The sequence below is a fragment of the Ignavibacteriales bacterium genome, assembly GCA_026390575.1.
In the GTDB taxonomy this organism is placed as follows: Bacteria; Bacteroidota; Ignavibacteria; order UBA10030; family UBA10030; genus Fen-1298.
The window spans coordinates 271,522-285,622 of sequence record JAPLFR010000001.1 but is presented as its reverse complement, the minus strand read 5'-3'; the positions used below and the strand labels follow the sequence as shown (position 1 = coordinate 285,622).

Annotated in this window: 16 protein-coding genes and 5 tRNA genes; 9 read left to right on the top strand and 12 right to left on the bottom strand. The window is 43.3% G+C overall.

Annotation, left to right across the window (positions count from 1 at the left end; all coding sequences use genetic code 11):
* Positions 1-161 precede the first annotated feature (161 nt).
* From rplL to NTX44_01235, 12 genes are all read right to left on the bottom strand, one after another.
* Positions 162-539 (bottom strand): 50S ribosomal protein L7/L12, encoded by a 378-nt coding sequence (rplL, locus tag NTX44_01290; protein MCX6120236.1) that lies wholly within the window; start codon positions 537-539, stop codon positions 162-164.
* A 36-nt stretch (positions 540-575) separates the two neighbouring features.
* Positions 576-1,097 carry a 50S ribosomal protein L10 gene (gene rplJ / locus NTX44_01285; GenBank protein ID MCX6120235.1) on the bottom strand — a complete coding sequence of 174 codons (522 nt, stop codon included), beginning with the start codon at positions 1,095-1,097 and terminating at the stop codon, positions 576-578.
* A gap of 96 nt (positions 1,098-1,193) precedes the next feature.
* Positions 1,194-1,892 (bottom strand): 50S ribosomal protein L1, encoded by a 699-nt coding sequence (rplA, locus tag NTX44_01280; protein ID MCX6120234.1) that lies wholly within the window; start codon positions 1,890-1,892, stop codon positions 1,194-1,196.
* Between the two features lie 25 nt (positions 1,893-1,917).
* Positions 1,918-2,343: a 50S ribosomal protein L11 gene (gene rplK, locus NTX44_01275; GenBank protein MCX6120233.1), complete on the bottom strand. Its 426-nt coding sequence runs from the start codon at positions 2,341-2,343 to the stop codon at positions 1,918-1,920.
* 38 nt (positions 2,344-2,381) lie between these two features.
* Positions 2,382-2,915, bottom strand: coding sequence for a transcription termination/antitermination protein NusG (gene nusG, locus NTX44_01270; GenBank protein ID MCX6120232.1), 534 nt, complete (start codon positions 2,913-2,915; stop codon positions 2,382-2,384).
* Positions 2,916-2,932: 17 nt separating this feature from the next.
* A complete protein-coding gene (gene secE / locus NTX44_01265) occupies positions 2,933-3,115 on the bottom strand; it encodes a preprotein translocase subunit SecE (GenBank protein MCX6120231.1) in 183 nt (60 codons plus the stop codon).
* Between the two features lie 37 nt (positions 3,116-3,152).
* A tRNA-Trp gene (locus tag NTX44_01260) sits at positions 3,153-3,225 on the bottom strand.
* A 285-nt stretch (positions 3,226-3,510) separates the two neighbouring features.
* A tRNA-Thr gene (locus NTX44_01255) sits at positions 3,511-3,583 on the bottom strand.
* A 62-nt stretch (positions 3,584-3,645) separates the two neighbouring features.
* Positions 3,646-3,718 (bottom strand) — tRNA-Gly (locus NTX44_01250).
* Between the two features lie 74 nt (positions 3,719-3,792).
* Positions 3,793-3,875 (bottom strand) — tRNA-Tyr (locus NTX44_01245).
* A gap of 66 nt (positions 3,876-3,941) precedes the next feature.
* Positions 3,942-4,014: transfer RNA gene (locus tag NTX44_01240), tRNA-Thr, on the bottom strand.
* 176 nt (positions 4,015-4,190) lie between these two features.
* Positions 4,191-6,239 (bottom strand): DUF2723 domain-containing protein, encoded by a 2,049-nt coding sequence (locus tag NTX44_01235; protein MCX6120230.1) that lies wholly within the window; start codon positions 6,237-6,239, stop codon positions 4,191-4,193.
* A gap of 31 nt (positions 6,240-6,270) precedes the next feature.
* Here NTX44_01235 and NTX44_01230 point away from each other — a divergent pair, with 31 nt between their 5' ends.
* The 9 genes from NTX44_01230 to NTX44_01190 all read left to right on the top strand — a co-directional run bounded on the left by NTX44_01230 (position 6,271) and on the right by NTX44_01190 (position 13,969).
* A complete protein-coding gene (locus NTX44_01230) occupies positions 6,271-7,578 on the top strand; it encodes an NCS2 family permease (GenBank protein ID MCX6120229.1) in 1,308 nt (435 codons plus the stop codon).
* Between the two features lie 306 nt (positions 7,579-7,884).
* Positions 7,885-8,751, top strand: coding sequence for a 3-hydroxyacyl-CoA dehydrogenase family protein (locus NTX44_01225; GenBank protein ID MCX6120228.1), 867 nt, complete (start codon positions 7,885-7,887; stop codon positions 8,749-8,751).
* A 45-nt stretch (positions 8,752-8,796) separates the two neighbouring features.
* Positions 8,797-9,678: a 3-hydroxyacyl-CoA dehydrogenase family protein gene (locus tag NTX44_01220; GenBank protein ID MCX6120227.1), complete on the top strand. Its 882-nt coding sequence runs from the start codon at positions 8,797-8,799 to the stop codon at positions 9,676-9,678.
* A 61-nt stretch (positions 9,679-9,739) separates the two neighbouring features.
* The gene (locus NTX44_01215) at positions 9,740-10,429 is read left to right on the top strand and encodes a DUF1573 domain-containing protein (GenBank protein ID MCX6120226.1); all 690 of its coding nucleotides are present in this window, start codon (positions 9,740-9,742) and stop codon (positions 10,427-10,429) included.
* A 2-nt stretch (positions 10,430-10,431) separates the two neighbouring features.
* Positions 10,432-10,887, top strand: a complete 456-nt coding sequence (locus NTX44_01210) for a rhodanese-like domain-containing protein (GenBank protein ID MCX6120225.1) — start codon at positions 10,432-10,434, stop codon at positions 10,885-10,887.
* Between the two features lie 55 nt (positions 10,888-10,942).
* Positions 10,943-11,419, top strand: a complete 477-nt coding sequence (locus NTX44_01205) for a DoxX family membrane protein (GenBank protein ID MCX6120224.1) — start codon at positions 10,943-10,945, stop codon at positions 11,417-11,419.
* 23 nt (positions 11,420-11,442) lie between these two features.
* Complete coding sequence (locus NTX44_01200) at positions 11,443-12,024, top strand: GNAT family protein (protein ID MCX6120223.1); 582 nt, start codon at positions 11,443-11,445, stop codon at positions 12,022-12,024.
* A gap of 217 nt (positions 12,025-12,241) precedes the next feature.
* The gene (locus NTX44_01195) at positions 12,242-12,745 is read left to right on the top strand and encodes a hypothetical protein (protein ID MCX6120222.1); all 504 of its coding nucleotides are present in this window, start codon (positions 12,242-12,244) and stop codon (positions 12,743-12,745) included.
* 3 nt (positions 12,746-12,748) lie between these two features.
* A complete protein-coding gene (locus tag NTX44_01190) occupies positions 12,749-13,969 on the top strand; it encodes a TlpA disulfide reductase family protein (GenBank protein ID MCX6120221.1) in 1,221 nt (406 codons plus the stop codon).
* The last annotated feature ends 132 nt before the right edge of the window (positions 13,970-14,101 follow it).

Here is a 14,101-nt window from a genome sequence, read left to right as displayed (position 1 = left end):
ATAAGCCGAGAGTTCATGAACCCGATTCCTCGGCAGAACCATCGGCTTAGCGACCTATGCATCCTCCACATTCTGAACAAAATTTTCATTTGTATAGTTCGTACTCCCCTGCTATTCTTTAGCGCTTTCTCAAGGCAGGTGGAAAGGATGTGCTACTTCATTTATTTCAGCTCGACCGTAGCGCCGGCATCTTCGAGTTCTTTTTTCAGCTTTTCAGCATCATCTTTCGAAAGGCTTTCTTTCACTGTCTTCGGTGCGCCATCGACGAGATCTTTGGCTTCTTTTAACCCGAGACCTGTTGCTGCACGTACGACCTTAATGACGTTGATTTTTTGCGCACCCGCGCTCTTCAATTCGACATTAAACTCTGTTTTTTCTTCCACGACTGCTGCAGGTGCAGCGGCGGCGGAAACGGCGCCCATCATCATCGGGGCAGCGGCTGTAACACCAAATTTCTCTTCGAGCGCCTTCTTTAATTCAACGGCTTCGAGGAGCGTAAGTTTTTCAATTTTCTCTACGATTTCAGCAACGACTGACATTGTAATTCTCCTTAAATAATAGTTTTCAAATTCTGATTAAGCTGCTTTCTTCTTCTCAATAGCATCTACGACATAGACGAGATCACGTGCGACTGCGTTCACCGCACCGATGATGCCCGAAGCAGGTGCATTCACGCTTCCGAGAATGGCAGCAATTAATTCTTTGCGCGTCGGCATACTTGCAAGCTGTTCGAGCTTTGTGGCTTCGTAGACTTGCTTTTCGACAACGGCTATTTTGAGTTTCAACTTTCCTGTTTTTTCGGAAAATTTCTTGATAATTTTCGCCGGCGCCGACGGATCGTCGTACGAATACGCGATACCGGTAGGTCCAACAAGCTTATCAAACACACGATCATAACCGCTTAACTGCTCAAGTGCTTTGCGTGCGAGTGTATTTTTCACAACATTGTACTCGACACTGGATTTCCGGAACTCGCGGCGCAGTTCTGTTTCTTCTGCAACCGTCAGTTTGGAGAAATCAGCAAAGTACATTGCTATAGCACGCGCAGCTTTCTCAGCAACTTCGGCGATGATCGCCTCTTTTTCACTGCGTTTCATGGTTTTCCTTTACGTTAGTTCCTGTTGTCGAATGAGAAGCCCTCTGTTTCGCAGAGGCATTCAACGTTTCAAGCGAACGTGAGTGCGTAATTTCTATTATGCATGCGCTCCCGCTTCAGCTCGGTCGATATGCACGCCAGGTCCCATCGTTGTGGAAATGGCAATACTTTTAACATACGTTCCTTTTGCTGTTGCAGGTTTCAAGCGCATAATGGTGCTGAGAAACGAATTAATGTTCTCAACTAATTTTTCTTTTTCAAAATTTGCTTTACCAATGGTGGCATGAACAATGCCAGCCTTTTCGACTCGGAATTCAATTTTGCCAGCTTTTACTTCCTTCACTGCTTTTGCTACGTCAACTGTCACGGTACCGCTTTTGGGATTCGGCATTAAACCGCGTGGACCAAGAATTTTTCCAAGCTTTCCAAGATCACCCATGACATCTGGAGAGGCAATAATGACATCGACATCCGCCCACCCTTGCTGAATTTTTTCTAAATAGTCCTTGTATCCAACATGGTCGGCACCCGCCGCCCTGGCCTCATCATCCTTCGGCGATTTCGCAATCACGAGCACACGAACTTCTTTACCAATTCCATGCGGCAATGCAACTGTGCCGCGAAGCGCTTGGTCTGCCTTCTTTGGATCGAGTCCGAGGCGAATGGCAATATCAACCGCCTCAGAAAATTTTGCAGAAGCAGTCTCTTTGACTATACTAACCGCTTCAGCAATAGTATAGTTTTTGGGTTGAACTTTTTTTGCAACAGCTTTGTATCGTTTGCTATATTGTCTCATTGTCTGAACTCCATCTCCAACAGTCTTAGTCTTCGACCGTAATGCCCATGCTGCGGGCTGTACCGGCTATCATGCTCATTGCTGAATCGATGTTTGCCGCATTCAAGTCGGGCATTTTCAATTCTGCAATTTCGCGAACTTGTTTTTTTGTCACTTTGCCGATTTTTGTGCGGTTCGGCTCGCCGGAACCTTTTTCCAGTTTTGTCGCTCGCAGCAATAATGTCGCCGCAGGCGGTGTCTTCGTTATGAATGTAAACGATTTATCACTGAAGACCGTGATGACCACCGGTATGATAAGTCCTTGTTGATCCTTCGTCCTGGCATTGAATTGCTTGCAGAACTCCATAATATTCACACCCTTTTGACCGAGAGCGGGACCAACTGGCGGTGCAGGATTTGCCTGACCGGCGGGGATTTGGAGCTTAATGAATCCTGTTATCTTTTTTGCCATACTTAATACCTTACATTATTAATTCTCAAACAATCTAATTATTTTTCTATTTCTACCTGCGAAAAATCAAGCTCAATAGGTGTCTTGCGCCCGAAGATACTCACCATCACTTTTACTTTGAGTTTTTCGGAATTCACTTCTTGAACAAATCCATTAAAATTATTAAATGGTCCTTCCGTCACCTTCACCGGTTCACCAACATGGAATGGAACATCGAGAAGCTGCGTCTCTTCCTTTTGTTCCATCTTTCCGATAAGGCGCCGCACTTCCTCCGGTTGTAATGGCGCCGGATTATTTTTGTCCGGTACAAATCCCATCACCGATGGTGCTTCAAGAATAAGGTGCGTTGATTCCTTATCAAGAACAGCTTCAACTAAAATGTATCCGGGGAAAAAATTCTTCAATCGTGATTTCTTCTTTCCATCTTTAATCTCGAAAACTTTTTCTGATGGAATGAGTACGTTTGAAATCTTTTCCTGTAATCCAATGCGCGCAATCTCGGTTTCTAGGTATGTCTTCACCTTCGCTTCGTGTCCAGAATACGTTCGTAATACATACCATCGTTTATCCAAAGTTCATCCCCCCGAGATTAAAGAATTGCTTTGAGAATTCCGGCTACCACAAAATCCACAATCCACGTAAAAGCCGAAATAATTAACGTGACAAGGATGACAATTTTTGTTGACTCCATGAGTTCTTCACGCGAAGGCCATGTCACCTTTGCCATCTCTTTCGAGACATCAGTAAAAAAATTTATAATTTTATCTTTCATCGCTCAATATCTTCTTTCTTGTTGTTGAGTGATCATGCACGTCAGGAGGGAGTCGAACCCCCAACCTGCGGTTTTGGAGACCGCTGCTCTGCCAATTGAGCTACTGACGTATCATCTTTTTGCTCTAATTGCAGGCGGTGATACCGCTGCCCAACTGAATAAATTACTCTCGTGCGTAACACAACTTGAGTATGAATCAGAACTAAAAAAATGTTACTTGGTTTCTTTATGCGGTGTTCGCTTCTTGCACCAAGGGCAGTACTTCTTGTACTCAACCCTTCCGGTCTGCTTCTTCTTATTCTTTGTTGTAGAATAATTGCGCCGCTTACAATCTGTACACTCTAACGTAATAATGTCTCGCATAGTGGTTCCTTCATCTTCGTCTAACTCGTTCGAGCTTGCGATCGGGATTGAACCGATGACCTCTTCCTTACCAAGGAAGTGCTCTACCAACTGAGCTACGCAAGCGCTCAGATTTTTTTGAGCGGGTCGCTTATCTTAGGCCATCGCTCAAAACGTTTTACGTTTTGAGCGGGAGACGGGACTCGAACCCGCGACCAACAGCTTGGAAGGCTGTGACTCTACCAACTGAGTTACTCCCGCATGCATTCCATTCCGTCATATATAAAGAACTCGTCCACATGAAGTGAACTTAATTTTTCCATCCCGCAAAAAAGTGGGCAGGGGAGGATTCGAACCTTCGAAGGCATGAGCCGTCAGATTTACAGTCTGATGCGTTTGACCGCTTCGCTACCTGCCCAACAACTCTGCTCAATACAACGACTCCGCTTCTCGACGCGAATTATTATCTTCACGAGTTTTAACGAGCTGGCTATCGGACTCGAACCGATGACCTGCTGATTACAAATCAGCTGCTCTACCAGCTGAGCTACGCCAGCATATTATTGCTGGAAGCATAATCTATCCTCCAGCGATTTTTCTAAACATCAACCGCAGTATATCCTGAACATCGAAAATACCGGTGATTCGCCCGATGCGCTTAATTGCCGAACTATAAATATATAAAAATTTCGCATATAGTCAACGGTACTTATCAAAATTTATTATTTTTTCCCTACTTGTTTAACAAACCAATCGCTTCATAGTTGCCGGGTTCGAGGCGGAGGACTTCAGCCAAAACGATTTTTACGCTATCCATTTTGCCTTGTTTCGCCAGCCAATAAACGTCTCGCATCAGTATCGTGCTATAATATCGAGTAAAATCTTTCACAACTGGTTGGTAGGTTTTTCTAGTGATAAATGGAGCGAAGGCAGACCGATAACAATTTGTGTCTTCCTTTTTGGTAAGCCGTAAAAATAGACCTGCAGGTGTGCGTCGGAACTCAGGTGAAAACTCCTGGTCTATTCGTGCATCAACATATACCGGGTGGTCAGGAAGCGATTGCTCAACAATCTCGGACAAGAGTCTCTGCCATTGTGATTGAATGACAGTAAAATTAAACGGTACCTCATGTTCAAACTTATTCAATTCTATTAAAAAAAGATTTACGCTTGGATGAATACGCTCCATCAGCCATGGAGCATTGTGTTCAAGCTGGAGGAAATACCAGGAACGATTCTGAAGCAGACTTTTATCTACCACTGTAACATCAGGCCGTACATGCCGGACGAGTTGATAATACAGCGATGGTGAAATAAAGTAATCCCACTGTGTTGCTAAAACAATTGCATTGGGTTCAAAATCAGAAAATGCTTTCTCTACAAATTGCTGTGGAATTTTATTTTCTGTTTCATTAACTCTTCCCCAGTTATGAACAATTTGTATCACAGGAAGAGCATAGAACAGTATCGCAATAATTATTTTTACCAAAGACTTGCTGTTTTCTATCCATTCTAGAATAAAATTAATTCCGTATGCAACAATGAAGCCAATGACGAAATAGGAAAGCAAGAAATACGAATCAATATCAAAGATGTCATAGTTGACAGCGTATATAATTGTCGTACCAAATAATAATGCAAGAAAGATCAAGAGTCGGTGCGATTGTTTGGACAGCGTCAGTAAGCCAGCGATGATACATACAAGAATACTAAAATGAAATTCTGATGTGAAGTTGCTGACATAGTAGTTCAATTGTTTCTGCGCCACATCCCAGCCGGAAAACATCCATACACGAAATTGCTTGCCGCTGACATGCCAGAAAAAACGTTCGAGTGTCGCCGGATGTCCCCAATCAAGGAATGGATAACCTGATGAACGAATAGGTAAATACAGATAGACGGAAAGACCAAGAACGAAAAATGGTGCAATCTTGAGAATTCGGAGAAATGATTTTCTTCCGAATTCAAAAGTGCGAAAGTATAACCACAAAAATCCTGGCGCTAACAAGATCGTCGTCATATGGTTCGAGAAACTCAATCCCAAAATAAACGCAAAGAGAATCATCTTACGCGAAATAGAATGCAGATCAGCAAGTTGTTCTTCCAAACCGACGACAAAGATCCATAGTGTAAGAAGGACCAAGACAAGGTGGAGTGCATAGACTTCGACAGCAGTTGATTGAGACCAGAACGTCGCTGAGAATCCGAGTACGAAGCTTGCAATTATTGACGCTAGAAAAAAACGACGTTCATTTGCTTCTTTTCTTTTTCTGTTTTTCGATGGAAATACCATCATCGCTCGGCGAATCGCAAGTATTGTTTTAAAAAATACTCCAACAGCGACCGCTGTGAGCAAAGCCGAAAAAATATTCAATCGAAGAATTTCTTCAAGTGAGATGGGGAGCATCACCCAGCACTTTCCAAGTAACGTGAAGAGTGGATATCCAGTAGGATGTGCAATACCTAATGTACAGATAACAGTCGCGAGTTCACCTGAATCTGTGAATCCCACCGATCGACACATGGTGGTAAGATAGACACAAAACGAAATGACACTCAACAAAAAACTGATAATATTTTCATTCCAAAACAACGGAACAAGTTTCTTTATCATTTGACAGCCGTGGATATTTTCGATTTCTTTTGGAGTTAGTTTGATGTGAGCATTGATCTCTTGAAATAAAAAATACTGAAAAACAAAGAGAATTGCATTACTCTGGCTTCCATTCTGAAGCAGATGATTAATTTGCAACTCTGCTTTCGCTCTTATATATTGAGCCAAATTATATCTTTATCACAGACAGGCACGACCAATGAATGCCCTGCGCTCTTTTTTCGAGCTCGATAAATTCGGCACTTCCATCCAGCTGGAAATTACTGCTGGATTGACAACATTTGTAACGATGGCTTATATCATCATTGTCAATCCGAAAATTCTTGAAGCAGCAGGAATACCGTTCGGTCCATCGATGGTCGCTACAATCCTGAGCGCATCCTTTGGAACACTAATGATGGGCCTCTATGCCAAACGTCCTATTGCGATTGCGCCATATATGGGTGAGAATGCGTTCATCGCCTTTACTGTAGTACGGGTGATGGGCTACACTTGGCAAACTGCTCTCGGGGCGATCTTTATCAGCGGAGTGTTGTTCACAATGCTCACTATTTTCAAAGTGCGAAGCTGGCTAGCGGATTCAATTCCAGCATCACTCAAGATCGGTTTTGCAGTCGGCATTGGAATGTTCCTTGCGTTTATCGGAATGAATGAAACGGGCATCGTTGCTCTTGGCGTTCCGGGTGCACCTGTGCACGTTGGTAACATGCACCAACCAACCGTCTTACTCGCAATTCTTGGTTTCATTTTCATTGGCTGGCTGATGATTCGAAGAGTGAATGGTGCAATGCTGATCGGAATTTTGACGGTAACCCTATTATCGTTTATTTTTGGATTATCACCTTTCCCAGAACGTTTGTTAAGTATGCCTCCTGATATCAGTCCGATTTTTTTACAACTTGATATTATCGGAGCGTTACGTTGGGGAATGTTCTCCGTTGTATTAACCGTTTTTGTCATGGCATTTCTTGATACTATTGGCACTCTCATTGCACTTGGTTACAAAGCAGAATTATTGGATGAGAAAGGGAACTTTCCAGAGATAGAAAAACCGATGATGTGCGATGCCATCGCGACGACAGTTGCTTCGCTCATCGGCACAACAACGACCGGTGCATATATCGAATCAGCGACAGGCATTGCAGCAGGTGGAAAATCCGGACTGACTGCTGTTGTGACGGCGATCCTTTTTCTCTTCGCATTATTTTTTTCTCCATTCCTCACCGTTATTCCAGCACATGCGTACGGACCGGCACTCATTATTGTCGGTGTGTTAATGATCGCTCCAATAACCAAAATGAAGTTTGATGATCTTTCAGAATTTATTCCTGCTTTCTGCGTTATCACACTCATGAGTTTCACATACAACATCGGGATCGGAATGACAGCAGGATTTGTCTTATATCCGCTCTTCAAAATACTCACTGGTAAAGCACGAGAAGTAAAAGCTGGGCTGTGGATATTGTCAGGATTATCGACGATGTTTTACATTTTCTATCCGTATTGATGTGACGTGGCGGCCTTTTCAAGGATAGCCATGTAACCTTTTCAAGGTATCTGGGCTCAGGCAGAGAGACCTTGAAAAGGCTGCAAAGGAAGGGAACTATGTACCAAGACGAATTTATTTCTATCAGCTTAAACACAATTCGACATCGATAACCAAAAAGATGCTTCTCATTCGATAGTATCAGGTTTCCTTCACATCACAACCTTTCCTTCCCTACCTTAAGGAGTAACTTTGAAAGTAATATATGGTTATTGTTTTTTCGAAAGACATTGAGTAAGTTTCAATCATTACAAGGATCTCAAAGATATGTTCAAACAACTCGGTATTGTCGGCACAGGAACGATGGGCACAGGAATTGCGCAGCTCGCTGTGCTTTCCAAAATTGATGTTCAACTGTTCGATGTGAACGACACACTTTTACGGCGATCAACAGTCCGCATCAATGCGAACCTGCGTAAATTGGTGAATCTCGGTAAGTTAACACCAGAAGAAGCGCAGGCATCAATGGAACGAATCCGCACACGAACGAGTCTGCCTGATCTCGGAAATTGCGATTTCATTATAGAGTCAGTGATCGAAGATATTCGCGTGAAGAAGGATATTTTCAAACATCTCGATGCGAGCACGAAGAGCACTGCGATTCTTGCAAGCACTTCATCTTCCCTTTCTATCACCTCCATCGGTGCCAATACTCGAAATCCCGAGCGCATCGCAGGAGTGCACTTCTTCAATCCAGTCGAAACGTCCACACTGGTGGAAGTTGTCAAAGGATATAAAACGAATAACGAGACCATCGAAAAAATCATTGCATTTGTTAATCTGCTCGACAAGACTCCCATTGTTGTGAAAGACACTCCAGGATTCATCGCCAACCGTGTGTCCCAACCGTTATTCGGTGAAGCGCTTCGCCTGCTTGGAGAGAACGTTGCAACTGCCGAACAGATCGACCGCATCGTGAAAATAATCGGCGGCTTTCCTACCGGACCATTCGAATTAATGGATCACATGGGTATTGATTTAACGCTAGCTGAAGCGCAATCCTTGTATGAGCAATCGTACGGTGAACCGCGTCTTCGCCCGCATCCGATTCTGAAACAGATGGTGGAATCAGGATGGCTGGGGAAGAAAACGAGTAAAGGATTCTTTAGTTACGAAGAAACGAATGGTAAGTAGTTGAGTCTTGAAGCACATAAGTCTTTGAGTAACGGAGAATGAAGATTGAAGACAACTCAGAAAAAGAAGGCGAAGTTACATAAGAAATCTCCAAGGAAGGTAAAGCAAGAGAGTGCAACATCTTCTCCTCTTATTATGGAATCTATCAAAGTGGATAATGTTGCTCAGCCACAGGAAAGAGGAAAACAAACTCCTGCTCTTATTTTTATCACCGGCGAATCTCCCATGGTGGAACAATATGCTGAGGTATGTTCTGCACACGGATACGATGTCTCTATTTCGTGGAACGAACGGCTAAAACAGAAACCGGAATTCCACTCTGGTAGTATCAAAATCACCAATACTATTCCGGCAAATACATCGCTTGCAATAGAACTGACAAACATCGATCCGGCTGCAAAGAGAAAGAATATTGAACGGTTCGATGCAGCCCTGGCGAAGACCGCACCGATACTTTCTTCTTCCATCACCGTCACGGCGACGGAACAATCTTCTTGGATTTCAGGCAAGCATCGTCTGGTCGGTATTGCCGCGCTTCCAACGCTTATACAAAAATCATTAATAGAAATCTCACCGACAATTTATTCACCAAAAGAAACGTTGGAAGTCACAAAACACTTTTATCAATCGATCGGGAAAGAAATTGAGATTGTGCAGGACCGCATTGGCATGGTACTGCCGCGCATGCTTTGTTGTATTATCAATGAAGCTGCCTTCGCTATCACCGAAGACATTGCAACACCGCAAGACATTGACACAGCGTTGAAACTCGGCGTCAATTTCCCATTCGGCCCATTTGCATGGGCGGAACAAATCGGATTGAAGCAAGTATATGCGGTGCTCACAGCCCTTCATACAGATTTGCAGGAGGAGCGTTACCGAGTTGCTCCACTTCTTAGACAAATGGCGATTACCCGAAACTCGTGAATGAATCATGAAAACAGAACGGTGATCAATACATTTTTATGTATCTCGGAGAGATGATACTGTGAAACGGATCGAACAGATATTCATACTGACCATACTTGTCGTTGGTCTTTCGTTTAGCCAACCCAAGCTTTCGCTCGATAGGCCCGAAGTTGATCTCGGCATTATTTATGGTGGAATGAAGAAGCAAGGCAAGATTGTGCTCACGAATATCGGTAACGATACATTGCGGATTTACTCCGTACAACCCTCGTGCGGCTGTACAACCATAAAACGACCCAAAGACATACTCCTTCCATCCGAATCGGATGCAGTAGAAGTGGAATTCAATTCCAGCGGATACCGTGGAAAAGTAGAAAAGTATATCAACATCACCTCGAACGATCGGTTATCGGCGAATGTTTCGATAAAATTAATTGCCGAAGTGAAGGAAGAGCTTGAATCTACCACTCATTCCGCATTACTGTGGCTTGGGAATATCGGTCTTGGTAAAACCGTAGTGCAAGAAACGTCCTTAAAAAATATATCCGATCATATAATCAAAATAAGGAACGTCACAACTTCTTCCTCATCCATGAACATAAAGATACAGAAGAAAGTGCTCAATCCGAACGATACACTTCTTGTGCAGGTGGCAATCAAACCAGAGAAGCTCGGTTATGGCAGCGACCATTTTACGATTGAAACCGACAGCAAGAACCAGCCCCATGTAGAAATCAGGGCGTCGTATGTGTGCGTGAAAGAGAATTGAACATGCGTCAATCACTCCTTGAAGCATTCCTGCTCATCGTTGCGGCAATGATATTAGGTGTTGCATTTACATTTGTCACGAAGCAGGGTTTTTTTGCTGAAACTCAATCGGTTCAGTCTACGGCGCCTTCCAACATAGCAATAATCTCGCTCGCAACAGCAAAGGAATTGTTTGAAAATAACAACGCCCTCTTCATCGACTCACGACATGAATTCGAATACCAGGCAGGACATATTCGCGGTGCCATGAATGTCGCACTAAAAAAGTTCGACACACATTTTGTACGATTAAATAAAATTTCAAAAGAAAAATTGCTCATTGTCTATTGCGATGGCGCGGAATGCAATTCCAGCATCGAATTGACAGTGAAACTTATGGAAACAGGATTCACGAATGTAAAAGTTTTTTTCGGCGGCTGGCAAGAATGGAGTTCCGCCAAACTCCCTATTGAGAAATAAACGACGCTTTTCCATCGCATTCTGAGAATCCATCTCTTCGGGAAAAGAATTCAACATGAAATCACTCCTCTCCAATACAATCCTTATTCTTCTTATCCGAATTTTTCTTGGTGGATTATTTGTCGTCGCCGGTTTAGATAAGATTATGGATCCGCAGGCGTTTGCGAAGTCTATTCTCCTCTACAAAGTTGTCGGACCGACGCTGGCGATGTGTACAGCCACCATTCTTCCATCGTTGGAACTTCTTTGCGGACTGAGTTTACTGATAGGTCTTTATCCACGCGGTTGTGAAATGCTCATGAGCCTCATGCTTATTGGTTTCACCATTCTCGTCGCCTCCGCTCTTTTGCGCGGGCTCGATATTTCGTGCGGATGTTTCTCTCAAGATCCCAACGTCAGTAAGATCGGCTACCAAAAAATTTTAGAGAATTGCGGGTTAATTGTACTGAGCCTCTGGCTGCTCTTCGCTCCAAACCAAGACGTCGATCTCTATCAATTCTTCAGAAAACAGCCCGATAAACCGGCTCAATAATTTCATCGTAATCATATTTACGCATGCCTTCTCTTCGTATTGATGATGATGTTGTTTTAAAAATTCTAGAGCCTGAAGATGCCGAAGCTCTTTTTGCTTTAGTTGATTGTAATCGTCTCTATTTGCGCCAGTGGCTGCCATGGGTAGATACAAATACAACACTAGAAAAGAGCAGGCTCTTCATCCTGTCAGCACAAGATCAACATAAATTGAATTTTGGCTTCCAATGCGGTATCTGGTTTCGTGGCGCTCTTGCAGGCATCATTGGATTTCACAGCATCGATTGGATGAACAGGAACGTTGAAATCGGATACTGGCTTGGTGAAAAATTTCAAGGCCGCGGTATTGTAACGAACGCATGCCGCACTCTTGTGGATTACGCTTTCTACGAATACCAACTCAACCGGGTTCAAATTCGCTGCGCCACCGGCAATAAGAAGAGCAATGCAATCATCGAGCGTCTCGGTTTCTTCAAAGAAGGAAACACACGGCAAGCGGAGTTCTTATACGACCACTACGTCGATTTATTTGTTTATGGTATGACAGCAGATGAATGGAAATCACGCTATGGGCAGCAACCAAACAATATTAGGTGGGCTGAATGATTTCTTGTTATTCATCCGCTGAAATTTCTAGAAGAGTACAATGAGACAACTGTATTATCGATTCGATGCCGCCGTTCGTCACACAAATCGGTTTATTAAAGAACCATATTTTTCTCACGAAGGACTTCGAGGATGCGTTTCCTTTTTATCAAATCATTTTCTTATCTTGCGATGAATACGGATAAATGATTTTATTCACTTTTTCGTCGAGGTCAGTATGAGAGGTTCAATTAATTTTCTTTTTCACATCATTGGTTTTGGATTGGTCTTCACAGCACTTCTTGGCGGATGGATCATTGAACGAAGAATTCGTGCTGAGAAAGATTGGAATCAAAAACTTTACATTGGAAAGATTAGCCGCCGCTTCGGCTTGCTTTCACCCATCGCCTCCGTCGTCATGCTGCTCACCGGCATCGTGAACATCTTTAATCTTTACAACGGCAATATTAATCTCTGGTATACCGAAGGTTGGTTGATTGCAAAAATTATTCTCTTCGCCTTCCTGCTCATCAACGGAGCCGTCTTCGGTCCAATACTTATCCGGCGCCGTACAAAATTAATACAAGGCATCACAGAGAAATCCGCACACGAAGACGCAGAACATACCATCAAAATCTTAAGTAAAAGCATCACCACGTTTTATCTTGTTCAATTTTTACTCCTCATCATCATTTTAATTCTATCGGTGGCTGGCGGAGGAAAACATCCGGGAATGATTTAATTTATGAATATCAAACGATTCCTGTTCATTGCATGCGTTTTCATATCACTTGGATGCCAGCACCATATTCCAAAACAAGAGAGATGGGTTGGCGCTCTCACGATCGGTGAGAACAAACAGATTCCGTTCCAGTTTTACCTTGATTTGAATTCCACTGCACCGGCCGGTTATTTTATCAATGGCACAGAACAAACTTCGATTCCTGAAATTCTCCTTCATGATGATTCACTTTCGTTTATCTTTTCTGAATACGGTGCGGCAATGCGCGGAATTTGGAACGGCAAGAAATGGCGCGGCAAATTTTTCCGCTATCGCGCTGATACAAGCTGGAACGAATTTGTTTCAACGCCAAAGGGCAGTACCAAAGAAAATAATAAGTCAGCGATTTCAACTGGACATCCGCTTGCAGGCAAATATCAAGCTTATATTTCCGGCTCAAATGGAATCGATAGTACTTCCATAGCAAACTTTTGGATGAAGAACGATAGTATATTCGGAACGCTCATAGCACCGGACGGCGATTATGGTTTGCTTGCCGGCACACAGGTCGGACCCAAGGCGACACTAACCCGTTTCACTGGATGGCAGGCATTTATCATGGAACTTGAGCGGCAAGGCACACAGTGGAATGGCAGTTTGTACGCGAGAAGCGGCAAACCGATGGAATTTACGCTCGTTCCACAATCGATACTGACGTTAGAATTAAAACCGGAATACATCACAACCATGAAGAATCCAAAAGTGCCGTTCACATTTTATGGAACGACATCGACCGGTACAGTGATAAGCAGTGAGGATTACTCATTGAGGAATAAGGCACTTGTAATAGATATTATGGGAACCTGGTGCCATAACTGCATGGATGCTGCACCTCTTCTTCAACAGATCTACTCTGAATTTGGGAAGGATGGATTGGAAGTCATCGGACTTGCATTCGAGATCAGTGATAATCCTGCAGTGGCAAAGAAGAATCTTGCGCTCTTTCAAACACGTTTTGGTCTCACCTATCCAGTACTTTTCTGCGGAAGTACAAACAATGCAAACGTTCAACAGAAACTGCACTCTCAATTAAACAACTTCAACGGCTATCCGACAACCATCTTTGTGGATAAGAAAGGGATTGTGAAAAAAATCCATGTTGGCTTTAATGGTCCTGGCACGGGCGACGAATACCAACGGCAGATTCAACAATATTATGAAACGGTGAAACAATTAGTGAAATGAATTTGGCAGATGGCAGATCACATGCTGCAGATTTACAATAGTGATTTGGGATTTAAGTATTGATGTTTCCAAGTGATGAGGGAGATGTTCTCCCGAACGGGAATGCAACATAGACAAAGGTCAGGATTGGGA